The 22,795-nt window shown below is 66.1% G+C and carries 20 protein-coding genes; 16 read left to right on the top strand and 4 right to left on the bottom strand.

Going from position 1 to position 22,795, the window contains the following annotated elements; all coding sequences use genetic code 11:
• Positions 1-9 precede the first annotated feature (9 nt).
• Positions 10-1,542, top strand: a complete 1,533-nt coding sequence (locus tag CFB40_RS30410; RefSeq protein WP_089433388.1) for an SLC13 family permease — start codon at positions 10-12, stop codon at positions 1,540-1,542.
• A 118-nt stretch (positions 1,543-1,660) separates the two neighbouring features.
• Here CFB40_RS30410 and pdxR read toward each other — a convergent pair whose 3' ends face one another.
• The gene (gene pdxR / locus CFB40_RS30415; protein ID WP_089428978.1) at positions 1,661-3,172 is read right to left on the bottom strand and encodes a MocR-like pyridoxine biosynthesis transcription factor PdxR; all 1,512 of its coding nucleotides are present in this window, start codon (positions 3,170-3,172) and stop codon (positions 1,661-1,663) included.
• 125 nt (positions 3,173-3,297) lie between these two features.
• On the opposite strand from pdxR, the gene CFB40_RS30420 reads away from it, so the two are divergent.
• From CFB40_RS30420 to CFB40_RS30475, 12 genes are all read left to right on the top strand, one after another.
• On the top strand, positions 3,298-4,581 hold the full coding sequence (locus CFB40_RS30420) for a 4-aminobutyrate--2-oxoglutarate transaminase (protein WP_083266220.1): 1,284 nt from the start codon (positions 3,298-3,300) through the stop codon (positions 4,579-4,581).
• A 92-nt stretch (positions 4,582-4,673) separates the two neighbouring features.
• Positions 4,674-6,143: an NADP-dependent succinate-semialdehyde dehydrogenase gene (gabD, locus tag CFB40_RS30425; protein ID WP_021156413.1), complete on the top strand. Its 1,470-nt coding sequence runs from the start codon at positions 4,674-4,676 to the stop codon at positions 6,141-6,143.
• Between the two features lie 450 nt (positions 6,144-6,593).
• Positions 6,594-7,721: a phosphoribosyltransferase domain-containing protein gene (locus CFB40_RS30430; RefSeq protein WP_089433553.1), complete on the top strand. Its 1,128-nt coding sequence runs from the start codon at positions 6,594-6,596 to the stop codon at positions 7,719-7,721.
• Positions 7,711-8,469, top strand: coding sequence for a trehalose phosphatase (locus CFB40_RS30435; protein ID WP_089428977.1), 759 nt, complete (start codon positions 7,711-7,713; stop codon positions 8,467-8,469). The genes CFB40_RS30430 and CFB40_RS30435 overlap by 11 nt, the downstream gene beginning before the upstream one ends.
• Positions 8,462-9,556 (top strand): cysteine protease StiP domain-containing protein, encoded by a 1,095-nt coding sequence (locus CFB40_RS30440; RefSeq protein WP_089433389.1) that lies wholly within the window; start codon positions 8,462-8,464, stop codon positions 9,554-9,556. The genes CFB40_RS30435 and CFB40_RS30440 overlap by 8 nt, the downstream gene beginning before the upstream one ends.
• Positions 9,553-10,503, top strand: a complete 951-nt coding sequence (locus CFB40_RS30445; protein ID WP_256976937.1) for an HpcH/HpaI aldolase/citrate lyase family protein — start codon at positions 9,553-9,555, stop codon at positions 10,501-10,503. Before CFB40_RS30440 ends, CFB40_RS30445 begins: the two co-directional genes overlap by 4 nt.
• A gap of 256 nt (positions 10,504-10,759) precedes the next feature.
• Positions 10,760-11,353: a TerD family protein gene (locus tag CFB40_RS30450; protein WP_089433390.1), complete on the top strand. Its 594-nt coding sequence runs from the start codon at positions 10,760-10,762 to the stop codon at positions 11,351-11,353.
• A complete protein-coding gene (locus tag CFB40_RS30455; protein ID WP_089433391.1) occupies positions 11,350-12,558 on the top strand; it encodes a TerD family protein in 1,209 nt (402 codons plus the stop codon). The genes CFB40_RS30450 and CFB40_RS30455 overlap by 4 nt, the downstream gene beginning before the upstream one ends.
• A 47-nt stretch (positions 12,559-12,605) precedes the next feature.
• Complete coding sequence (locus tag CFB40_RS30460) at positions 12,606-13,055, top strand: tellurite resistance TerB family protein (protein WP_089433392.1); 450 nt, start codon at positions 12,606-12,608, stop codon at positions 13,053-13,055.
• An 11-nt stretch (positions 13,056-13,066) separates the two neighbouring features.
• Entirely contained in the window at positions 13,067-14,098 is a 1,032-nt protein-coding gene (locus CFB40_RS30465) for a TerC/Alx family metal homeostasis membrane protein (RefSeq protein WP_089428972.1), read from the top strand.
• A 29-nt stretch (positions 14,099-14,127) separates the two neighbouring features.
• Positions 14,128-14,703 (top strand): TerD family protein, encoded by a 576-nt coding sequence (locus CFB40_RS30470; RefSeq protein WP_089428971.1) that lies wholly within the window; start codon positions 14,128-14,130, stop codon positions 14,701-14,703.
• A gap of 32 nt (positions 14,704-14,735) precedes the next feature.
• A complete protein-coding gene (locus CFB40_RS30475) occupies positions 14,736-15,314 on the top strand; it encodes a TerD family protein (protein ID WP_089433393.1) in 579 nt (192 codons plus the stop codon).
• 118 nt (positions 15,315-15,432) lie between these two features.
• Here the strand turns inward: CFB40_RS30475 and CFB40_RS30480 are convergent, their stop codons facing one another.
• Together CFB40_RS30480 and CFB40_RS30485 are read right to left on the bottom strand one after the other, a co-directional pair.
• On the bottom strand, positions 15,433-16,977 hold the full coding sequence (locus CFB40_RS30480; RefSeq protein WP_089433394.1) for a methyl-accepting chemotaxis protein: 1,545 nt from the start codon (positions 16,975-16,977) through the stop codon (positions 15,433-15,435).
• 414 nt (positions 16,978-17,391) lie between these two features.
• Positions 17,392-18,936 (bottom strand): methyl-accepting chemotaxis protein, encoded by a 1,545-nt coding sequence (locus tag CFB40_RS30485; RefSeq protein ID WP_089433395.1) that lies wholly within the window; start codon positions 18,934-18,936, stop codon positions 17,392-17,394.
• 342 nt (positions 18,937-19,278) lie between these two features.
• Between CFB40_RS30485 and CFB40_RS30490 the strand changes: the two genes are divergently transcribed.
• The 3 genes from CFB40_RS30490 (at position 19,279) to CFB40_RS30500 (ending at position 21,303) form a co-directional block, all read left to right on the top strand.
• The gene (locus CFB40_RS30490) at positions 19,279-20,136 is read left to right on the top strand and encodes a class I SAM-dependent methyltransferase (RefSeq protein WP_089428967.1); all 858 of its coding nucleotides are present in this window, start codon (positions 19,279-19,281) and stop codon (positions 20,134-20,136) included.
• Positions 20,133-20,693: a GNAT family N-acetyltransferase gene (locus tag CFB40_RS30495; RefSeq protein ID WP_089433396.1), complete on the top strand. Its 561-nt coding sequence runs from the start codon at positions 20,133-20,135 to the stop codon at positions 20,691-20,693. Before CFB40_RS30490 ends, CFB40_RS30495 begins: the two co-directional genes overlap by 4 nt.
• A gap of 109 nt (positions 20,694-20,802) precedes the next feature.
• Complete coding sequence (locus tag CFB40_RS30500) at positions 20,803-21,303, top strand: DUF523 domain-containing protein (RefSeq protein WP_373452700.1); 501 nt, start codon at positions 20,803-20,805, stop codon at positions 21,301-21,303.
• Between the two features lie 92 nt (positions 21,304-21,395).
• Here CFB40_RS30500 and pcaF read toward each other — a convergent pair whose 3' ends face one another.
• Complete coding sequence (gene pcaF, locus CFB40_RS30505; protein WP_071331902.1) at positions 21,396-22,598, bottom strand: 3-oxoadipyl-CoA thiolase; 1,203 nt, start codon at positions 22,596-22,598, stop codon at positions 21,396-21,398.
• Positions 22,599-22,795 lie beyond the last annotated feature (197 nt).

The following is a 22,795-nucleotide window of genomic DNA, read 5'->3' on the forward strand; positions in this document are numbered from 1 at the left end:
GAGGATCCGATGTCCGCCTCTTCCCCGAACCCTGCCGGCGCACGCGCCGCCGACGCCACCACGCTCGCGGCACCGGCTGACGCAGCGACCCACGACGCGGCCGGCAATGCGCCCGGCGACGCATCGGCCCATGCCGGCCGCGCGCCGCATCCGCACGGCAAGATGCTGCATCCGGTCGTGATGATGCTGTGGGTGCTGGCCGTCGCGATCGCACTCACGTGGTTCGTCGATTCCGGCCGCTTCGAGCGCAACGGCCGGCTCGTCGTGCCGGGCACCTATCACGTGGTGCCGAAGACCACCGCGCTCACGACGCTCGTTGCACCGGCAGTCAGCCACAGCACGCCCACGCATGCGATGCCCGCGAGCGTCGTCTCGGCGTTCGTCGCGATACCGGACGGATTGCTGAAGAACGCGCCGCTGATCGTGATGGTGATGTTCGTCGGCGGGATGTTCGGCGTGATGCGCCGCACCGGCGTGGTCGACGCGGGCATCGACCGTCTGCTGCAGCTCACCGGCAACAATGCGTACCTGCTGACACCGATGCTGATGATCCTGATCGGGCTCGGCAGCACGCTGCTCGGCTTCATCTCCGAGTACCTCGTGATCATTCCGATGGTGGTCGTGATCGCGCGGCGCCTGGGGCTCTCCGACCTGTTCGCGGTCGCTCTGGTCGCGCTCGCCGCGAAGATCGGCTATATCGCGTCGGTGACGAACCCGCTCGCGCTGGCCGTCGCGCAGCCGCTCGTCGGCGTGCCGCTGTTCAGCGGCGTCGCGCTGCGCGCGGCCGTGTTCGTCGTCTTCCTGACGATCGGCATCCTGTACCTGCTGCGCTACGTGCGCAGCACCGGCTATCGCGCCGGGCAGACCGCCGCCGGCCACGCCGCGCATGCAACCGCGAAGCTGTCGCTGCGCCACAAGGCGACGCTGGCCGTGTTCGCCGCGGCGGTCGCGATGCTGATCTACGGCACGCGCGAACTGAAGTGGGGCAACGTCGAGCTGGCGGCGTTCTATACGTTCGTGAGCATCGTGACGGCCGTGATCGGCGGGCTCGATTCGCGCAGCGCGGCGGACGCGTTCGTCGACGGGATGAAGAACATGATCCTCGCGGCGCTGTTGATGGGGCTCGCCGCGTCCGTCGAACTGCTGCTGCAGAACAGCCTCGTGCTCGACACGCTGATCCACTTCTTCACGCGGCTCGCGGACGGGCAGTCGCCGGTGTGGGTCGCGAACGGGCTGATGGGCGTGCAGATGGTGCTCGACGTGTTCATTCCGTCGGTGTCGGGCAAGGCCGCGGTCAGCATGCCGATCATCGGGCCGATCGCGCAGCTGTCGGGCGTGAGCGGCCAGACGTCGGTGCTCGCGTTCGTGCTCGGCGGCGGGCTGACGAACCTCGTCACGCCGACGTCCGGGATGCTGCTCGCGTATCTGGCCACCGCACGCGTCGATTTCGGCGCGTGGATCCGCTTCGTGCTGCCGCTGTTCCTCACGCTGCTCGCGCTATCGTGCGTCGTGCTGACGTTCGCGGTGTGGATCGGATATTGAGCTTCACCGCAGGGTCGGCAGAACGCGCGTGCGCTTCGCGGTGCGCAGCGCACGCCGCCCTCCGGTATCGATGGCCGCAGCGGGCATCGCAACGCGATGCCGCCACCGAATACGCCGCTCAAGCCACCTCGACCACCCGACCAAACGCCCGCTCGTCGATCGCCTCGGCAAGCGTCGCGAACGCGGTCGCGATCTCGTCCTCCGGCACGCACGCATAACCGAGCAGCAACCCCGATGCCGCACGGTCGCGGTCCGCGTAATACCCCGACAACGGCCGCACGACGATATTGCGTTCGAGGGCGGCCTGCGCGACCGCGCGATCGTCGACGCCTTCCGGCAACTGCGTGACCAGATGCAGCCCCGCATCGCTACCGAGCGCGTGCAGCGTGTCGCCGTAGCGCTGCGCGACCGCGTCGAGCAGCACCTCGCGGCGCTGCCCATATAACGTGCGCATCTTGCGGATATGCGACACGAAGTGCCCTTCCGCGATGAACTCGGCCAGCACCGCCTGCTGCAGCAACTGCCCTTCGCGATACAGCTCGGCGCTGGCGGTCGCGAAACTTTCCGCGAGCGGCTCCGGCGCAACCAGATAACCGACCCGCAGCCCCGGGAACAGCGTCTTGCCGAAGCTGCCGACATAGATCACCTGCCCGGCCGTATCGAGACCCTGCAGCGACGCGAGCGGCCGGCTGCCGTAGCGGAATTCGCTGTCGTAGTCGTCCTCGATGATCCAGCAGCCGTGCTGGCGCGCGTATTCGAGCAGCATCCGCCGCCGCGCGAGGCTCATCACCATCCCGAGCGGATACTGGTGCGACGGCGTGACCAGCATCAGCTTCGGCGGTTCGGCGAGATCGGCGGCCGACGGCGCGATCCCTTCGTCGTCGACCGGGATCGGCCGCGTCGTCAGCCCCGACACGTTCAGCACGCTGCGCACGCCCCAGTAGCACGGATCCTCGGTCCAGATTGCATCGCCCGGGTCGGTCAGCAGCCGCACCGCGAGGTCGATCGACTGGTGGATGCCGGTCGTGATCACGATCTGCTCCGGCGTGCAGCGCACCGAGCGCGACGTGCGCAGGTAGTCGGCCAGCGCCTCGCGCAGCAGCGCGAGCCCGCCGCCCGGCGCGTAGGTCAGCAGGTCGGGGCGCAGGCGCCGCCAGTACTTGTTGTGCAGCCGCGTCCACACCCGCGCCGGAAATCGCGACACATCGGGCACGCCCGGCATGAACGCGCCGCCCTGCCGTTTCGACACGCCGGCGCCTTCCACGAGCCGCGTGCCGCGCGCGGACAGCCGCCGCGCGGACGGCTGCACGAGCGCCGCGTGGGTGGTAGCCGCGTCGGTCGGCGCACCGACGATCTCGTCCGGCGCGCTGTCGGCGACGAACGTGCCGCGGCCGGTCGCCGAGTTCACGTAGCCTTCGAGCGCAAGCTGCTCGTAAACCTGCGTGACCGTGTTGCGCGCGATCCCGAGCTCGGCAGCCAGGAGCCGCGACGACGGCACACGCGTGCCGGCCGGCAGTTCGCGCGACAGGATCGCCTGTTGCAGCAGCCGGTGAAGCTGCCGGTAGATCGGCTGTTCGCCGCCGCGCACGAGGCGCTGCGCCAGCCAGTCCGACAACACGCTCGCGCGCATGATTGGCTCCTGAATATTTATTGAAATGGCTCTGATTGCCAGAGCCAAATGTGATTATAGTCGCCTCCATGGGCAGTCGAAGCGCCCGATTTCTACTCACCGGAAAGAACATCAAGGAGATGACCGTGAAGAATGCCGACCTGCAGGCCCGCAAGAACGCCGCCACCCCGCGCGGCGTTGGCGTGATGTGCGATTTCTACGCAGCCCGCGCCGAGAACGCGGAACTGTGGGATGTCGAAGGCCGCCGCTTCATCGATTTCGCCGCCGGCATCGCCGTGCTGAACACCGGCCACCGCCACCCGAAGATCGTCAAGGCGATCGCGGATCAGCTGAACAACTTCACGCACACCGCTTACCAGATCGTCCCGTACGCGTCGTACGTCGAGCTGGCTGAAAAGATCAACGACCGCGCGCCGGGCGATTTCCCGAAGAAGACCGCGTTCTTCACGACCGGCGCGGAAGCCGTCGAGAACGCGATCAAGATCGCGCGTGCAGCGACCGGCCGCCCGGGCGTCATCGCGTTCTCGGGCGGCTTCCACGGCCGCACGATGATGGGCATGGCGCTGACCGGCAAGGTCGCCCCGTACAAGCTGAACTTCGGCCCGTTCCCGGGCGACGTGTTCCACGCCCCGTACCCGAACGCCGTGCACGGCGTGACAACCGCCGACTCGATCAAGGCGATCGAGATGCTGTTCAAGGCCGACATCGATCCGAAGCGCGTCGCCGCGATCATCTTCGAACCGGTCCAGGGCGAAGGCGGCTTCAACCCGGCGCCGGCCGAGTTCGTGCGCGCACTGCGCAAGATCTGTAACGAGCACGGCATCCTCCTGATCGCCGACGAAGTGCAGACGGGCTTCGCGCGTACCGGCAAGCTGTTCGCGATGCAGCACTACGACGTGCTGGCCGACCTGATCACGATGGCGAAGAGCCTTGCAGGCGGCATGCCGCTGTCGGGCGTCGTCGGCCGTGCGGACGTGATGGACGCGGCAGCGCCCGGCGGCCTCGGCGGCACGTACGCGGGCAACCCGCTGGCCGTCGCCTCGGCACACGCGGTGCTCGAGATCATCGACGAAGAGAAGCTGTGCGAGCGCGCGACGCAACTCGGCGACGTGCTGAAGGCGAAGCTGAACGCACTGCAGGCCGACGTGCCGCAGATCGCCGACGTGCGCGGCCCGGGCGCGATGATCGCGGTCGAGTTCCTGAAGCCGGGCTCGGGCGAGCCGGATGCGGAATTCACGAAGCGCGTGCAGACGCGTGCGCTCGAGCGCGGCCTGCTGCTGCTCGTGTGCGGCGTGTACTCGAACGTCGTGCGCTTCCTGTTCCCGCTGACGATCCCGCAAGCCGTGTTCGACGAAGCGCTCGTGATCCTCGAGGAAGTGCTGAAGGAAACGGTCGGCGTGCCGGCCTGAGTGTCCGTCGACTTCATCAACTGAATGCGCCGCCGCCGTCTTCATGACGGCGGCGGCCGTTTCATCCGTCCTTTTCGAAGCAGGTGATTCATATGAGCACGGTTCAGGAAACCCTGGCACTGAAAGACCCGTCGCTGTTCCGCCAGCAGGCGTACGTCAACGGCGAATGGCAAGGCGCGACGAACGGCGAGACGTTCGAAGTCCGCAACCCGGCGACGGGCGGCCTGCTCGGCACGGTGCCGGCGATGGGCACGGCCGAAACGCGTCACGCGATCGAAGCCGCGAACGCCGCCTGGCCGGCGTGGCGCAAGAAGACCGCGAAGGAACGCGCGGTCGTCCTGCGCAAGTGGCACGACCTGATGATGGAGAACGCCGACGATCTCGCGCTGATCCTGACGACCGAGCAGGGCAAGTCGCTGGCGGAAGCGAAGGGCGAGATCGGCTATGCCGCGTCGTTCCTCGAGTGGTTCGCGGAAGAAGGCAAGCGCGTGTACGGCGACACGATCCCGACGCCGGCGAGCGACAAGCGCATCGTCGTGACGAAGGAAGCGATCGGCGTGTGCGCGGCGATCACGCCGTGGAACTTCCCGGCGGCGATGATCACGCGCAAGGTCGGCCCGGCGCTCGCCGCAGGCTGCCCGATCGTCGTGAAGCCGGCCGAAGCGACGCCGTTCTCCGCGCTCGCGATGGCCGTGCTGGCCGAGCGCGCGGGCGTGCCGGCGGGCGTGTTCAGCGTCGTCACGGGCGACCCGAAGGCGATCGGCGGCGAGCTGACGTCGAACCCGATCGTGCGCAAGCTGTCGTTCACCGGCTCGACGCCGGTCGGCCGCCTGCTGATGTCGCAGTGCGCAGCGACGGTCAAGAAGGTGTCGCTGGAGCTCGGCGGCAACGCGCCGTTCATCGTGTTCGACGACGCCGATCTCGATGCGGCCGTGCAGGGCGCGATTGCATCGAAGTACCGCAACAGCGGCCAGACCTGCGTGTGCACGAACCGTTTCTACGTGCATGAAGCCGTGTACGACCAGTTCGCGCAGAAGCTCGCGGCAGCCGTCGGCCAGCTGAAGGTGGGCCGCGGCACGGAGCCGGGCGTCACGCAAGGTCCGCTGATCAACGAAGCCGCCGTGCTGAAGGTCGAGGCGCACATCGAGGACGCGCTCGCGAAGGGTGCGACCGTCGTGACGGGCGGCAAGCGCCACGCGCTCGGCCACGGCTTCTTCGAGCCGACCGTGCTGACGGGTGTCACGCCGGCGATGAAGGTCGCGAAGGAAGAGACGTTCGGGCCGCTCGCGCCGCTGTTCAAGTTCGGCAGCGACGACGAAGTGATCCGCCTCGCGAACGACACCGAGTTCGGCCTGGCCGCGTACTTCTACAGCCGCGACATCGGCCGCGTGTGGAAGGTGGCGGAAGCGCTCGAATACGGAATGGTCGGCGTGAACACGGGCCTGATCTCGAACGAAGTCGCGCCGTTCGGTGGCGTGAAGCAGTCGGGCCTCGGCCGCGAAGGCTCGCACTACGGCATCGACGACTACGTCGTGATCAAGTACCTCTGCCTCGCCGTCTGACGGTTCAGGGCCTGCCGCTTCGGCGACAGGCCCTGACCGCCCGGCCGGAACCGGGCGGTCCGACGCGGGCCGGCGTCCCTCTCTCTCCGTCGTGCCCGCGTCATCTCTTCCCCTCCTCTCCCCTTCCCCCTCCCCCTCCTCACCGCTTTCACCGGACTGCGATCACAGCATCGGCGTTGGTCGAACGGCTGACCGTCGTCATCAGGCCACGCCACGCCCGCAACGCCCGTCTTCTCGAACAAAACCGAAAAACAAAAGCCCTCGCGACATCGGCACACGCCTCCACCCACCAACCTTTCAAATTTGATACGATTCAATTTCATTTTGAAAGGTTTCGGGATGCCGGACCGACGGTGCCGGCGCCCGGCGCGAACGCGGTTCGACCGACTGCGCACCAGGCGCAAGCGGTCGTCGTGGGCCTTCGAGCCACGCTCAACGAGGATGCTGTTCATGGAAAGCCACGTAGGACCAACGTGCCTGCGCGCCCAACTCAAGCGGGGGCTGCTCGAGATCAGAGTCGACGCCGCCGCGCTGCCTCCCGCGAACCTGTTCGGTTTCGCGGAGCGCCGGAATCCCAAGCGAGCCTTCCTCTTCGTATCCAAGGTCCTGGGCCGTCACATCCCGGTACGCCCGTCGATCATGGCGGCCAGCTTCGAGCGCCTGGCGGCCGGCATTCCGGCGGACCTGCCCGGGCCGGTACTGGTGATCGGCATGGCCGAAACCGCGGTGGGCCTCGGTGCCGGCGTGCACCGCGCCTATCGTGCGGGCCGCCCTGACAGCGTGTACCTCACCAGTACCCGGCATCCGCTGGGTACTCGCGTCTTTGCTCGATTCGAGGAAGAACACAGCCATGCGAGCGCTCATCTGATCCACTTGCCGGTCGATCCCGAGATTCGTGACCTGATGCTGAAGGCTCGATCGCTGATCCTGGTGGACGACGAAGCCTCCACCGGCAAGACCTTCCTGAACCTGCACCGCGCACTGGTCGCAGCAGGCCTGAGCAACGTCGAGCGAGTGGTCACCTGCGTCCTGACGGACTGGACTGCCGGTGCCGCGCGTCACGCGATCGGGGAACCGGTCACCGCGGTATCGCTGCTGACCGGCGCCTACCAGTTCCACGAGGATCAGTCCGCGCCCCTCCCGGACATGCCGAACGTCGGCACCGTTTCCATGGGCGAATGGCCGCTCTCGCCCCGCAACGACTGGGGACGTCTGGGCGTCCGGGAGGTGGACGACACGCTTGCGCCGGACGTTCAGGTCCAGCCCGGCGAGAAAGTCATTGTCGTCGGTACCGGCGAGTTCGTCTGGCGTCCTTTTCTGCTGGCGGAACGCCTGGAGCGATCTGGCGCGGATGTCCACTTCAGCTCGACCACGCGGTCCCCCATCGCGCTGGGCCACGCGATCGAGCACGCGCTGTCGTTCCCCGACAACTACGGCCTCGGTATGCCGAACTTCCTCTACAACGTGAAGCCCGGCCAGTTCGACCGGGTCCTGATCTGCACGGAAACGCCCGCTCAGGCACTCCCCGTGGAACTCGTCGACGCGCTGAACGCGGAGGTGATTGTCGATGAGCGGTAACCGCCCCCTGGCATTCGTCGACCTCGACGACACCCTGTTCCAGACCGCCCGCAAGATGGCGGAAGGCGTCCCGCGCACGGCGGCCACGCTGGACGTGCACGGTCAGCCAAACGGCTTCATGGACCCGGTCCAGCACGCGTTCATCACGTGGCTGCTCGCCACCGCCGACGTCGTTCCGGTCACCGCGCGCAGCGTGGAGGCATACGGCCGCGTCATGCTTCCCTTCACCGAAGGCGCAATCTGCTCGCATGGCGGCGTCATGCTCCGCCCCGACGGGTTACGCGATCGAAGCTGGCACGGGCGAATGGTCGAGGTTCTCCAGGGCGTTCAGGAGCGACTGCCGGCACTGTGCGAGGCCACGCTGGCGATCGGCGAGGAACTCGGCTACTCACTCCGCGGCTGGGTCGTGGAAGAAGAAGGCTTGCGCCACTACGTGGTGATCAAGCACAACGCGTCCGACGACGCGGTGCTCGCCGAGGTGCTGGCCGGAGTGCGGTCCCGGCGCATGGTGGACGGCATGCACGTTCATGCCAACGGCAACAACCTCGCCTTCCTGCCAACGGGGCTGGCCAAGCGCGCGGCGGTTCAGGAATGGTTGCGCCGCGACCGTGAGATCCACGGCGAGCGACCGGTCCTGGGCTTCGGCGACAGCATCACCGATCTCGGGTACATGGATCTCTGCCACATGTGGGCGACACCGGCGCGCAGCCAGCTTGCGAATTGGGTGACGGGGACGATCCATGGGTAATCGCCTCGCGAGCCTGAACACCGTCGGCAGCGGCAGCTATGCCCCCGACGATGTGCACGTCCTGCTGCAACACGTGCGGATGAGCGTGACCGACGTCGAGGAGAAGGAACGTCTGATCCAGACGAATCAAAAACACTACTCGGAAATGATCGGCCTCGAGCAGGCGCCCAGCGACGTGCACCAGCGCCTTTACGCCCGCGCGCTGGTGCAGAACGGCGCCCGCATGGCTTCGGAGGTGCAGTCCCTGGCGCTGGCGCTGAATGCCGCTTGCACCGGGCCGGGCATCGCGCTGGTCTCGTTTGTGCGCGCGGGCCTGCCGCTTGGCGTGCTGCTGCGCCGGGCACTCGTGGAGATGGGGCGCGACGCCCGCCACTACGGGATCAGCATCATTCGCGATCGCGGGATCGACACGGTTGCGCTGGAAGCCATCATCCAGCTGCATGGCGCCGAAAACATCGTCTTCGTCGACGGCTGGACCGGCAAAGGTGCCATTTCCGGCGAGCTCGCACGGACCCTCGCGGACGACACGCGCTTCCCTGAAGGTCCGCGCCTCGTGGTTCTGGCGGATCCTTGCGGCCGCGCGTGGCTGGCTGCCTCCGCGCAAGACTGGACCATTCCGTCCGGCATTCTCGGTGCAACCGTTTCGGGGCTGGTGTCCCGCTCCATCTGGCCGGCTCAAGGCGGCCTGCATGGTTGCGTGGTCTACGAACACCTGCGCGAACACGATGTCACGCGCGCGTTCATCGACAGGATCGACGCCGAACGTCGGGCGCTGGCAGGCGCCCGGCCTGCCGCTCCATGGACCAACGATCAGCGACGGACGCTCCAGGCGTCCGCGGACGACGTGGTATCCGCGCTGGCAACCCGCTTCGACATCGGCAACCTGAACCGCGTGAAACCGGGTATCGCCGAGGCAACCCGAGCGGTCCTGCGCCGTGTGCCGGATCGCGTGCTGGTACGTGACCGCGATGACAGCGATGTTCAGTTGCTGCTGCATCTCACCGGACGCGCGGGCGTGACCGTGGAGGAAGCTGGCGCCGATCTGGGTCCGTACTGCGCGGTCACCATCATTCGGAGCGCGAATTGATTAAAACCCTCTCCCCGTTCGCCCTCGGCGCGACGCTGTACATGCCGGCCACCCGCAGCGACATTCTGGATGTGGTTTCCGGCACCCGATTCCCTGAGCTGCGCTCGCTGGTGGTCTGTCTGGAAGACGCGGTGGCGGCAATCGACGTCGACAGCGCGCTGGCGAACCTGCGAGCGCTCCTCATGAATATCGATGCCCGGGGCGGGCGCGTCGAATCCGGTCCCTTGCTGTTCGTTCGGCCACGTGATGCCGCGATGGCGGCGGTGCTGAACGACTGGCCGCTGATGAAGCACGTCGACGGGTTCGTCGTACCCAAGTTGACCCTGCGGTCCCTTTCGTCGTGGGAGAACGCGGTCAGTCATCCTGACCTGTACCTCATGCCGACACTGGAGACGGCCGACGTTTACGACCCGGGCGCAATGGTGGAGCTTGGCTCGGCCCTGAAGGCGAACCTGAACCGACGCATCATCGCGCTGCGCATCGGCGGCAACGACCTGATGGGTTGTCTTGGTCTGCGGCGCAATCCGGCCACCACGCTCTACCGCACGCCTCTCAGCTACGTGATTCCCATGCTTGCCGGAATCATGGGGGCGCAGGGATTTGCCCTGACCGCGCCCGTCTTCGAGCAACTCGCCACGCCCCATCTCCTGAACGAGGAACTGGAACTGGACATCGCTCATGGCCTGGTCGGGAAGACGGCCATTCATCCGAGCCAGATCCGCATCATCCAGGAGGCGCTGCGCGTGAGCCTCGAAGACTTCAACTGCGCCACGCTGATCGTCAACGATGCGGCCCCTGCCGTTTTCAAGCACAACGACGCGATGTGCGAGCCGGCAACCCACTACAAGTGGGCGGTCAACATCCTCGAACGCGCCAAGTGGCACGGCGTGAAGCCCACCGCCCCGAGCAATGGCGAGCATGGCGTTCGACTGGCGGAGGCCGGCTGATGCGCGTGGAAATGCATGAGGCTGCCCCCAAAGGCGCACGGCCTGCTGTCCGCCGACGCGATGTCGGCCGAGCAGCAGCGGCGACTTGCATCCGGACCGTGAGTGAGCGGCTGCCGCACAAGACGAGTCATGGCGACGCTTTCCCCGTGTGGCGGCAATCCCGCTCGCGGTTTGGCCAAGCCGGGACTCGGGAACGTGACTCCGTCCGATCCCTCGCACGAACACTGAACATTGAAGATCAACAAGGAGCGTAAAGATGGCACTCACCCTGAGCAAGAATCAGAGCATCTCGCTGGAAAAAACCGCGGGCCGTGGCTTGACCTCGATTAGTCTGGGCCTGGGTTGGGACCCGGTAAAGCCCAGCGGCTTCTTCTCCAAGATGCTGGGCGGCGGCAGCAACGACATCGACCTCGATGCGTCCTGCATCCTGCTGGACGGCGACATGAAATCCGTCGACCTGGTCTGGTTCCGACAACTGGCATCCAGGGACGGCGCCATCGAGCACTCCGGCGACAACCTGACGGGTGAAGGCGATGGCGACGATGAAACCATCCACGTCGACCTGCAGCGCCTGCCGGGCACCATCCAGCACCTGGTGTTCACCGTGAACAGCTTCCGCGGACAGACGTTCGACCAAGTCGAAAACGCCTACTGCCGCATCCTCGACGACGCCCAAGACAAGGAGCTGGCGCGCTTCAACCTCGCGGAGAAGGGCCGCCACACTGGTGTTGTCATGGCCAGCCTCAGCCGTGGCGGCGGCGGCTGGGAATTCAAGGCGATCGGCCAGTCCACCCACGGCCGCACCGCGGACGATCTCGTCAATCTGGCGATTCAGGCGGTGCGAGCATGACGACACTGGTACCTGGCGGCAATGCACCGGTGGCCACCGGTCAATTGCGCGTGGACATCAACTACGCGCCGATTCCAGGCGCGGAGATCGATATCTCCGCATTCGCGCTCACCGCTGCGGCGAAAGTCCGGGGCGATGGCGACATGTGCTTCTACGGCCAAACCAGCGTCCTGGGCGGCGCGGTTCAGTTGACCGCCACGACGGCCGGCCGGGCAACGTTCACCGTGGATCTCGCCCGGATCGACCCTGCCGTCGAGAAAGTCGCGCTCACCGCGACCATCCATGAGAACAAGGCGACCTTCGATCGCGTTTCGATGCTGGCGCTGGCCGTGACGGGCGGGATCGAGGCGCAGATCCCGACTGCCGGGATGAATGAGACTGCACTGATCCTCGGGGAGTTTTACCGCCGTCAGGACGCATGGAAGTTCCGCTGTGTCGCACAAGGCTTTGCCGGCGGCCTGGAGCCGCTGGCCAGGCACTTCGGCGTCGACGTTGCCGCGCCTTCCGGTAGCCCGACACAGAGCCCTCCCGCGCCGGCTCCGGCGCCCGTACCAGCGCCCGCGCTCGCACCGGCCCCGCCTGGCGCACCGACGTCCACGATCCGGCTCAGCAAAGTCACGCTCGACAAATCACGCCCCAGCATCAGCCTGGAGAAGACCGCTGCCGGCTTCGGTGAAATCAAGGTGAACCTCAACTGGAACCAGGGTACGAGTGGCCTGCTCGGCGGCTTCCTGGGAAAACGCGGCGCCATCGACCTGGACCTGGGTTGCCTGTTCGAAATGCAGGACGGATTCAAAGGGGCCGTGCAGGCGCTCGGCAAGCGTTTCGGCGATCTGCGGGAGGCACCCTACATCCAGCTGATGGGAGATGACCGCACCGGCTCGGTTGCCGATGGCGAGTGGCTTCGCATCAATGGGCAACAGTGGAACAAGATCGAACGCATCCTGATTTTCGCGTTCATCTACGACGGCGCGCCGAACTGGAAGGCAACGGATGGTGTCGTCACCATTTTCGTGCCCGGCCAGTCCGACATCGAAGTTCGCATGAACGAGGAAGGCGGCCGCCACGGCATGTGCGCGATTGCCCTGCTTGAAAACGTGAACGGGGCCGTCAAGGTCTCTCGTCGAGTCGACTTCCATCCCGGACACGAGGAAATGGATCGTGCCTACGGCTGGGGAATGCGCTGGAAAGCAGGCTCCAAGTAACCATTGACCGGCGGGGCCGTCCGGCCCCGCTCACTGAGGGGAAACACATGCTCGACTGGCTGAAAACCAACGCGGCCAAAGCCCGCGAAACCTTGACCATCGAAGTCGCCAAATTCAAGAACCGGACGTTCATGGAGGCGACCGCCAATGCTTGCGCGCTGATCTCCGCCGCGGATGGCGAGATCAAATCCGAAGAGAAGCTGAAGATGGTCGGCTTCATCAACAATTCCCCGGAATTGAAGGTCTTCAACCTGAGCGACGTGATCGCGGTGTTCAGCGACGCCTGCGGCAAGTTCGAATTCGATTTCCAGATCGGCCAGGCCGAGGCGCTGAAGGCCATCGGCAAGATCAAGGGCAAGGACGGCGAAGCACGCTTGCTGGTGCGTGTGGCCTGTGCCATTGGCGCATCCGACGGTCATTTCGACGACAAGGAAAAAGCAGCTTGCCGCCTGATTTGCCTCGAGCTCGGCTTGAACCCGGTTGACTTCGAACTGTAGGAAACCGAAACGTGGAAACGACACACATTGGCTTCCCGCCGTTGACCATGGCGGTATTCATCGGCCTGGCGCTGGCCGCCCTGGTGCTGGACATGGTGACCCACCGCGACGACAAGCCGATCACCCTCGCCCGGGCGTCCATCTGGTCGGTATTCTGGGTGGCCATCTCCGTTGCATTCGCCGGCTTCCTGTACGTGCAGCACGGCGCAGAAGTGGCCAGCCTGTTCCTGACCGGTTATGCGCTGGAGAAGGTCCTCTCCGTCGACAACCTGTTCGTCTTCATGGCGATCTTCGCGTGGTTCAAGGTCCCGGACGGCATGCGTCACCGCATCCTGCACTGGGGCATCATCGGGGCCATCGTGTTCCGCGGTGTCTTTGTCGTCATCGGTACCGGCCTGCTGGCATTCGGCCCATGGGTCGAGATCGCCTTCGCGCTGATCGTGGCGTGGACCGCCGTCATGATGCTCAAGGGCGGTGACGACGATGACGAGGCGAAGGACTACTCGCAGCATCTTGCTTGCCGCTTCGCGAAAAAGCTCTTCCCCGTATGGCCCAGGCTGCACGGCCACAAATTTTTCGTGAGCCGCAAGCAGCTCGAGGCGGAAGCACGGACGGCCGAGCGGGACATGAGCCTGGCGGCCAAAGGCGGCCTGTTCGCTACGCCGCTGTTCCTCTGCCTGGTCGTGATCGAAGTGTCCGACGTCCTGTTCGCGTTCGACTCGGTCCCCGCGGTCATCGCAGTCAGCCGTGAACCGCTGATCGTCTACTCGGCGATGCTGTTCGCCATTCTTGGCCTTCGCACGCTGTATTTCGTGCTGGAAGCGCTGAAGCGCTACGTGGTGCATCTGGAAAAGGCCGTGGTCGTCTTGCTGTTCTTCATCGCGGCGAAGCTGGGCTTGAACGCGACCGACCATCTGTTCCACCACGGTATCAGCATCTCCCCGAACACCAGCCTGCTCATCGTCATGGCGGTCCTGGCAATCGGAATCCTGGCCAGCGTGATCTTCCCGAACAAGGAAGACGCGCAAGCCGAAAATCAGTAACCCGTCACAACCCAAAGGAGCTGTTTTTCATGGCACTGACTCTTCAAAAAGGCGGCAACCTCTCCCTGTCCAAAGCCGACCCGAGCCTGACCCGAATCCTGGTTGGCCTGGGCTGGGACCCGCGCGCGACCGATGGCGCCGAGTTCGATCTGGACGCCAGCGCGTTCCTGCTGGGGGCCAACGGCAAAGTCCGCGGTGAAGCCGACTTCATCTTCTACAACCAGTTGCGCAGCCAGGACGGCTCCGTCGAGCATACCGGCGACAACCGCACCGGCGCGGGCGACGGCGACGACGAAGTCATCAAGGTCGACCTGAGCCGCGTTCCGGCCGACATCGACAAGATCGCCTTCACGGTCACCATCCACGACGCGGAAGCGCGCAAGCAGAACTTCGGCCAGGTCAGCAATTCGTTCATCCGCGTCGTGAACGAGACCTCCGGCGCCGAGGTGGTCCGCTACGACCTGGCGGAAGACGCCTCCACCGAAACCGCGATGATCTTCGCGGAGTTGTACCGCAGCAGCGGCGAATGGAAATTCCGCGCCGTTGGCCAAGGCTATGCCGGCGGCCTGCGTGCCCTGGCCAACGGCTACGGCATGAACTTCTGAACGGTCTCCTCACCTGAACAAGGAATCACACCATGGCTGTCAGTCTGTCCAAAGGCGGTAACGTCTCCCTGTCGAAAGAGGCCCCGGGCCTGAGCGAAATCGTCGTCGGCCTGGGCTGGGACCCGCGCGTCACCGACGGCACCGAGTTCGACCTCGACGCCTCGATCTTCGTCACCGGTGAAAACGGCAAAGTCCTGAGCGACGCCGGCTTCATCTTCTACAACAACAAGAAGTCCGCCGACGGTTCCATCGAGCACCTGGGCGACAACCGTTCCGGCCAGGGCGATGGCGACGACGAGCAGGTCAACGTGAAGCTGACCGGTCTGGCGGCCGACGTGAAGAAGCTGGTCTTCGCCGTCACGATTCACGACGCAGAAGCCCGCAAGCAGTCGTTCGGTCAAGTCAGCAACGCCTATATCCGCGTCGTCAACAAGGCCGACAGCAAGGAAATCGCCCGCTACGACCTGTCCGAAGACGCATCCACCGAAACCGCGATGATCTTCGGCGAGCTGTATCGCCACAACGACGAGTTCAAGTTCAAGGCGATCGGACAAGGTTTCACGGGTGGCCTGAAGCCTCTGGCAGAAGCTCACGGGGTGAGCATCGGTTAATCCGAGAAGCTGGAAAATCTCCAGCCTGGCCGATCGCGCCGTTCAGTTCGTCACTGAACGGCGCGATCCACGCATGAGGCCAGTCGACATGCGTGAAGGCCAACGAGGCACGCCACGCTCACCGGAACACGTTCACCGCCTCCACCAGCCGCGTCGCCTGCTGCTTCAGGCTCTCCGACGCCGCCGTGCTCTGCTCGACCAGCGCCGCGTTCTGCTGCGTGATGTTGTCCAGGTGCACGACCGCCTGATCGACCTGCGCAACCCCCGTGCTCTGCTCCGCCGTCGATGAGCTGATCTCCGCGATCAGGTCCGACACGCGCTTCACCTGCGTGACGATGTCCTCCATCGTCTTGCCCGCGCCATCGACGATCCGCGCACCCGATTCGACGCGCTCGACGCTCGCGCCGATCAGCGTCTTGATCTCCTTCGCCGCGTTCGCGCTGCGCTGCGCAAGCGCCCGCACCTCGCCCGCAACCACCGCGAAACCACGCCCCTGATCGCCGGCCCGCGCCGCCTCCACCGCCGCGTTCAGCGCAAGGATGTTGGTCTGGAACGCGATGCCGTCGATCACGCCGATGATGTCCGAGATCTTGCGCGAGCTGGCCGTGATGTCGTTCATCGTCGCGACCACCTCGCTCACCGCCTGCCCGCCGCGCCCCGCCGCTTCGCTCGCGGACACCGACAACTGGTTCGCCTGCAGCGCCGTCTCCGCGTTGCTCGACACGGTCGCCGTCATCTCGGCCATCGACGCCGCCGTCTGCTGCACGCTCGTCGACGCCTGCTCGGTGCGCGCGCTCAGGTCGTTGTTGCCCTGCGCGATCTCGTTGCTCGCACGCTGCACGTTCAGCACCTGCTCGCTGACGTCGTCGACGAGCCAGCGGAACATCAGCCCGAGCTGGTTGATCGTGCGCAGCGTCATGCCGATCTCGTCGACGCGGTTCATCCGCACGCCGCTGCGGCTTTCGCCGGTCGCCACGCGCAGCGCCTCGTCGCGCAACTGCATGAGCGGGCGCGCAATCTGCGCATCGAGCCACAGCCCCGCAGCAGCCGCAGCGCCGGCCGTCACCGCCGCGAACGCGGCGAGCCCGCCGCCGGCCAGCCCGCACGCCCAGCCGCCGGCCACCACGACCGGCGCGAGCACGCACAGCGACGCATGGAGCCGCGCACGCACCGACATCGTCTGGAACAGCGACGTGAAGCCGGCCACGCCCTTGCGGACGATCAGCCCCTTGTGAAAATGCCGGTTGCCGGCTTGCCCTTCGCGGAATGCCTTGTAGAGCGCCTCCGCGGCCGCGATCTCGTCGCGCGTCGCCTTCGTGCGCACCGACATGTAGCCCTTCGGCTCGCCGTTGCGCATCACCGGAATCGCATTCGCGCGCACCCAGTAGTGATCGCCGTTCTTGCGGCGGTTCTTCACGAGCGCGGTCCACGGCTCGCCGCCCTTGAGCGTCGCCCACATGTCGGCGAACGCCTCCTTCGGCATGTCCGGATGCCGCACGACGTTGTGCGGCTGGCCTTCGATCTCTTCGGGGGAAAATCCGCTGACCTGGATGAAGGCCGCGTTCGCGTAGGTGATGTAGCTGTTCGCGTCGGTGGTCGACATCAGCGTCGCGTCATCGGGAAAATCGAATTCGCGTTGCGTGACGGGCTGGTTGTTGCGCATGGTGTGGAGCTCCGGGTAACGGATCTTGCGTCCGCTTGTCGATTGATTCGAGACCCGCGCATTGCGGTCTGTCCGCATGCACGTTGGTCTTACCCCTGCGCTTTCGGCAAATCCCACGAAAACATTATGGTGTATTCGGGTAAATATGCATTAGAAATACATGATCTTGTTTTTACCGAACAATTTGTTTATGGATAAAACCAAACACCACGCCAGGCAACGGTTAGACGGGTATTCGTCTGATCATTCAACGCCATTTACTCGATCGCGCTTCAATGTATCAACATGAAATCTTGAATATGAATATTCGTCGAACAGCGCATTTTTGATTGGCTAAAAAAATCCTGACGCGCATTGCGCACGCCAATCATGCTGCATTGATTTGGCGCGCACATCACGTGCGCGCCCCCACGCTCACCGGAACACGTTCACCGCATCCACCAGCCGCGTCGCCTGCTGCTTCAGGCTCTCCGACGCCGCCGTGCTCTGCTCGACCAGCGCCGCGTTCTGCTGCGTGATGTTGTCCAGGTGCACCACCGCCTGGTCCACCTGCGACACGCCCGTGCTCTGCTCGACCGTCGACGAGCTGATCTCCGCGATCAGGTCCGACACGCGCTTCACCTGCGCGACGATGTCCTCCATCGTCTTGCCGGCCTCGTCCACGCGCCGCGCGCCCGATTCGACGCGCTCGACGCTCGCGCCGATCAGCGTCTTGATCTCCTTCGCCGCATTCGCGCTGCGCTGCGCGAGCGCCCGCACCTCACCGGCGACCACCGCGAAGCCGCGCCCCTGCTCGCCGGCCCGCGCCGCCTCCACGGCCGCGTTCAGCGCAAGGATGTTGGTCTGGAACGCGATGCCGTCGATCACGCCGATGATGTCGGCGATCTTGCGCGAGCTGGCCGTGATGTCGCTCATCGTCGTGACGACCTCGCCCACCGCCTGCCCGCCGCGCCCGGCCGCCTCGCTCGCCGACATCGCGAGCCGGTTCGCCTGCAGCGCGGTCTCCGCGTTGCTGTCGACGGTCGCCGTCATCTCGGCCATCGACGCGGCCGTCTCCTGCACGCTCGACGCCGCCTGCTCGGTGCGCGCGCTCAGGTCGTTGTTGCCCTGCGCGATCTCGTTGCTCGCGCGCTGCACGTTGTGCACCTGCTCGCTGACGTCGTCGACGAGCCATCGGAACATCAGCCCGAGCTGGTTGATCGTGCGCAGCGTCATGCCGATCTCGTCGACACGGTTCATCCGCACGCCACGCCGGCTTTCGCCGGTCGCGACGTTCAGCGCCTGGTCGTGCAGCCGCTTCAGCGGACGCACGATCTGCGCATCGAGCCACAGGCCGGCCGCCGCCGCCACGCCGACCGTCACGCCGGCAAACGCCGCGAGCCCGCCGCCCGCCAGCCCGCATGCCCAGCCCGCGCCAACGACCGCCGGCGCGAGCACGCACAGCGCCGAGTGCACGCGCGCGCGCACCGACATCGTCTGCGACAGCGACGCGATGCGCAGCAGCCCCGTACGGATCACCAGCCCCTTGTGGAACCGGCGCTGGCCGGCCTTGCCTTCGCGGAACGCGCGATACAGCGCGTCGGCGGCCTCGGACTCGTCGTGCGGCGCCTTCGTCCGCACCGACATGTAGCCTTGCGGCTCGCCGTTTCGCATCACCGGAATCGCGTTCGCACGCACCCAGTAGTGATCGCCGTTCTTGCGGCGGTTCTTCACCAGCGCGGTCCATGGCTCGCCGCGCCTGAGCGTCGCCCACATGTCGGCAAACGCTTCGCGCGGCATGTCCGGGTGGCGCACCGCGTTGTGCGGCTGGCCGACGAGTTCCTCGTTCGTGAAGCCGCTCACCTGCGCGAACGTCGTGTTGGCGTAGGTGATGATGCTGTCTGCGTCGGTCGTCGACATCAGCGTGACGTCGTCGGGAAAATCGAATTCCTGTTGGGTAACGGGCTGGTTATTGCGCATGCAAGGCTCCGAAAAGCGGATCTGACGTCCGCGTCGCGCTGACTTCACGCTCAGTAGCCGAAAAACGGTTTATCGCTTTACGACGGTCTTCATCTTACTGTCGGCATATTGGGGAAAAACCTTACCCTTTGATCGCATAAAATATTCAATTCGGCGGACGCCATGATTTCGATCAAATAATCCGGCAATATTCGCTGCGCGTGTTCATCCGCATGTCACGCCGCACCGCCCAGCCAGGCCGCACCGCCCAGCCAGGCCGCACGGCACGCCAACGCCGTCGGCCGTTGCACGCGGCGAAACGATTCCGTCTATCCTGTCCCATTCAATCGGTATTCGAATTCGATGAAAAAGGCATTGCACGAACTGAATCGGCTGTCCTGGAATACGGCGACAGTCGCGCATAACAGTCATAAAGGCGATCAGGCCGCATTTTTCCGCGCGGGCGGCTCGACGCTCTTCCCGGAAGAACGCGAACTGCTCGGCGACGTCAGCGGGGTGCGGCTCCTGCATCTGCAGTGCAACGCGGGGCAGGACACGCTGAGCCTCGTGCGCGACGGCGCGGACGCGACGGGCGTCGACATCTCCGACGAAGCGATCGCCTTCGCCCGGCAACTGTCGGCCGACGCGGGCCTGCCCGCGCGCTTCGAGCGCGCCGACGTGCTCGACTGGATGCCCGAGGCCGCCGCGCGCGGCGAGCGCTTCGAGCGCGTGTTCACGTCGTACGGCGCGATCTGCTGGCTGTCCGACCTGAACGCGTGGGCCCGCGGGATCGCCGCGCTGCTCGCGCCCGGCGGCCGTTTCGCGATGGTCGAGTTCCATCCGTTCGCGCTGTATTTCGACGAACACTGGACGCCGCACTACGACTATTTCAAAGGCGATGCGACCGAGGAGCCGGCAGGTGTCGGCGATTACGTTGCCGCATCCGGCACGGGGCTCGGCGCGCAGCACGACCATCCGGGCGTCGTCGATTTCGCGAACCCGCATCCGAGCTACGAGTTCATGTGGGGCATCGGCGATGTCGTGAACGCGCTCGTATCGGCCGGGCTCGCGATCGACCGCCTGACCGAATATCCGTACGCGAACGGCTGGAAGGGTTTCGACGACATGCGCGAGCTGGACGGCCGCCGGATGGTGCCGCCCGATCACATGCCGCGCCTGCCGCTGATGTATGCGATCGCCGCGCATCGGGAGGCCGCATGACGCGCCGCACCGCCGCCGAACGCGACGCACTGTGCGCCCGCCCGCTCGCACGCGACGAGGTGCCGCTCGTGTGGACCATCGACCGGCGCGAGATCATCGAGCACCTGTACGTGCTGCGCGACGGCACGCTGCATCTCGTTCCCGACTTTTATGACGTCGCGGGCTGGCCCGACGGCGAAGCCGACCACTACACGCCGATCCTGCTCGACTGCCACGATCGCGGCGGCTGGTGCGTCGGCATGTTCGACGGCGCGCGGCTCGTCGCGGCGATCATCGTCGACAGCCAGCCGCTCGGCCCGCGCGGCGACATGCTGCAGTTGAAGTTCCTGCATGTGAGCCACGACTGGCGCGGCTGCGGGCTCGGCGAGCAGCTCTACCGCGCGGCCCGCGAGCAGGCGCGCGCGATGGGCGCTGCGCGCCTGTATGTGTCCGCGACGCCGTCGCAGAACACGATCGACTTCTACCTGCGGCTCGGCTTCACGGTCAGCACATCGCCCGACCCGGCGCTGTACGCGCTCGAGCCGGAAGACATTCACCTGGAAGGACCGACGGCCTGACGCACCGGCGCGCGGGTGACGCGTGGAATTTCCCGCTTTGCCACGGCCGCTATCGGCTAGCGCCGCATCACGGAGAGCGAAATTGCAGAACGAAGCGCAGCCGCAAGCCATGCCGAAGATCCTCGTCAGCATGTGCGTGATCGGTCATCCGGTCCGCTACAACGGCTCGGCCAAGACCGCCGCGCACGAGGCGCTCGAACGGTGGCAGCGCGAAGGGCGTCTCGTGCCCGTCTGCCCCGAACTGGCCGGCGGCTTCAGCGTGCCGCGCCCGCCCGCCGAAATCGCCCACGGCGAATCGGGGCAGCGGGTGCTGTCGGGCGCCGCGCGCATCGTCGACGTGAACGGCACCGACGTGACGGCGCCGTTCGTGTCCGGCGCGCACACCGCGCTGGCCCTCGCGCGCGCGCACGATTGCCGCTTCGCGATCCTGGCCGACGGCAGTCCGTCGTGCGGCAGCACGTTCATCTATGACGGAAGTTTCGAGAACCGGCGGCACGCGGGCGCCGGCGTCACGGCAGCGTTGCTGCGCGAGCATGGCGTCGAAGTGTTCGCGGACACCGAGATCGACGCGCTCGATGCGCGCCTCAAGCAGTTGTCGCAGGCCGGTTAACGACGATGCGCGGCACGAGAATCCTCGTGCCGCGCATCGATTCGGATAGCGCGAAGCGGCGCGTGCGCTGCCGCTTCGCCGTGTGGCGCAGGTCAGACGCGCTCGATCGCGATCGCGATGCCCTGGCCGACGCCGATGCACATCGTGCACAGCGCAAAGCGGCCGTTCGTGCGATGCAGCTGATACATCGCGGTCGTCACGAGACGCGCGCCCGACGCGCCAAGCGGATGGCCCAGTGCGATCGCGCCGCCGTTCGGGTTCACGCGCGGATCGTCGTCGGCCACGCCGAGCATGCGCAGCACCGCGAGACCTTGCGACGCGAACGCCTCGTTCAGCTCGATCACGTCGAACTGGTCGATCGTCATCCCGAGCCGGGCGAGCAGCTTCTGCGTGGCCGGCGCGGGGCCGATGCCCATCACGCGCGGCGCGACGCCGGCCGTCGCGATCCCCAGCACGCGTGCGCGCGGCGTCAGGCCGAAGCGCTTCGCGGTTTCCTCGTTCGCGAGCAGCAGTGCAGCGGCGCCGTCATTGACGCCCGACGCATTGCCGGCCGTCACCGAGCCGTCCGGGCGCACGACGCCCTTCAGCTTCGCCAGCGTTTCGAGCGACGTCTCGCGCGGATGCTCGTCGCGCGATACGACCAGCGGATCGCCCTTCTTCTGCGCAATCGTGACCGCGACGATTTCCTCGGCCAGCGTGCCGTCCTGCTGCGCGCGCGCGGCCTTCTGCTGGCTGCGCAGCGCGAACAGGTCCTGGTCGGCGCGGCTGATGTTGTAGTCGACCGCGACGTTCTCGGCCGTCTCCGGCATCGAATCGACGCCGTGCAGCTGTTTCATCAGCGGATTGACGAAGCGCCAGCCGATCGTCGTATCGTAGATGTCGGCCTGGCGCGCGAACGCGCTCGCGGCCTTGCCCATCACGAACGGCGCGCGCGTCATGCTCTCGACGCCGCCCGCGACCATCAGCGCGGCCTCGCCGGACTTGATCGCACGCGCGGCCACGCCGACCGCATCCATCCCGGAACCGCACAGGCGGTTGATCGTCGAACCGGGCACGCCCTGCGGCAGCCCTGCGAGCAGCGCCGACATGCGCGCGACGTTGCGGTTGTCCTCGCCGGCCTGGTTCGCGCAGCCGTAGATCACGTCGTCGATCGCCGTCCAGTCGACGTCACGGTTGCGCTCGACGAGCGCCTTGAGCGGCACCGCGCCCAGATCGTCGGCGCGCACGCCGGACAGTGCACCACCGTAACGCCCGATCGGCGTACGGATCGCATCACACAGAAAAGCTTCGGTCATCAGTGTCTCCGGTCCCAGGACAGGCTGGGGGAATGAACAGGGCGCGCCCCTTGCATTGCCCGTCGGGATGCGCTTAAATGTTCTATATACGAACATAAGATCGTGTATCGAACGTTCAACGCATCATAGGGAGTGCGGGGACGACCTGTCAAGCGCGCGGTCCGCCGCGCGGTTGGCGTGTCAGGCCCCATGCGCTA

It is taken from the genome of Burkholderia sp. AU31652, from assembly GCF_002223155.1.
Lineage (GTDB): Bacteria > Pseudomonadota > Gammaproteobacteria > Burkholderiales > Burkholderiaceae > Burkholderia.

Excerpts from the sequence above, each read along its gene's own strand:
- CFB40_RS30460 (WP_089433392.1), top strand. The coding sequence starts at position 12,606 with ATGCTCGACTGGCTGAAAACCAACGCGGCCAAAGCCCGCGAAACCTTG.
- pdxR (WP_089428978.1), bottom strand. The coding sequence starts at position 3,172 with ATGCGCGCGAGCGTGTTGTCGGACTGGCTGGCGCAGCGCCTCGTGCGC.
- CFB40_RS30410 (WP_089433388.1), top strand. The coding sequence starts at position 10 with ATGTCCGCCTCTTCCCCGAACCCTGCCGGCGCACGCGCCGCCGACGCC.
- CFB40_RS30435 (WP_089428977.1), top strand. The coding sequence starts at position 7,711 with ATGAGCGGTAACCGCCCCCTGGCATTCGTCGACCTCGACGACACCCTG.
- CFB40_RS30430 (WP_089433553.1), top strand. The coding sequence starts at position 6,594 with ATGGAAAGCCACGTAGGACCAACGTGCCTGCGCGCCCAACTCAAGCGG.
- CFB40_RS30470 (WP_089428971.1), top strand. The coding sequence starts at position 14,128 with ATGGCACTGACTCTTCAAAAAGGCGGCAACCTCTCCCTGTCCAAAGCC.
- gabD (WP_021156413.1), top strand. The coding sequence starts at position 4,674 with ATGAGCACGGTTCAGGAAACCCTGGCACTGAAAGACCCGTCGCTGTTC.
- pcaF (WP_071331902.1), bottom strand. The coding sequence starts at position 22,598 with ATGACCGAAGCTTTTCTGTGTGATGCGATCCGTACGCCGATCGGGCGT.
- CFB40_RS30485 (WP_089433395.1), bottom strand. The coding sequence starts at position 18,936 with ATGCGCAATAACCAGCCCGTTACCCAACAGGAATTCGATTTTCCCGAC.
- CFB40_RS30495 (WP_089433396.1), top strand. The coding sequence starts at position 20,133 with ATGACGCGCCGCACCGCCGCCGAACGCGACGCACTGTGCGCCCGCCCG.
- CFB40_RS30480 (WP_089433394.1), bottom strand. The coding sequence starts at position 16,977 with ATGCGCAACAACCAGCCCGTCACGCAACGCGAATTCGATTTTCCCGAT.
- CFB40_RS30500 (WP_373452700.1), top strand. The coding sequence starts at position 20,803 with ATGCCGAAGATCCTCGTCAGCATGTGCGTGATCGGTCATCCGGTCCGC.
- CFB40_RS30440 (WP_089433389.1), top strand. The coding sequence starts at position 8,462 with ATGGGTAATCGCCTCGCGAGCCTGAACACCGTCGGCAGCGGCAGCTAT.
- CFB40_RS30490 (WP_089428967.1), top strand. The coding sequence starts at position 19,279 with ATGAAAAAGGCATTGCACGAACTGAATCGGCTGTCCTGGAATACGGCG.
- CFB40_RS30450 (WP_089433390.1), top strand. The coding sequence starts at position 10,760 with ATGGCACTCACCCTGAGCAAGAATCAGAGCATCTCGCTGGAAAAAACC.
- CFB40_RS30475 (WP_089433393.1), top strand. The coding sequence starts at position 14,736 with ATGGCTGTCAGTCTGTCCAAAGGCGGTAACGTCTCCCTGTCGAAAGAG.
- CFB40_RS30455 (WP_089433391.1), top strand. The coding sequence starts at position 11,350 with ATGACGACACTGGTACCTGGCGGCAATGCACCGGTGGCCACCGGTCAA.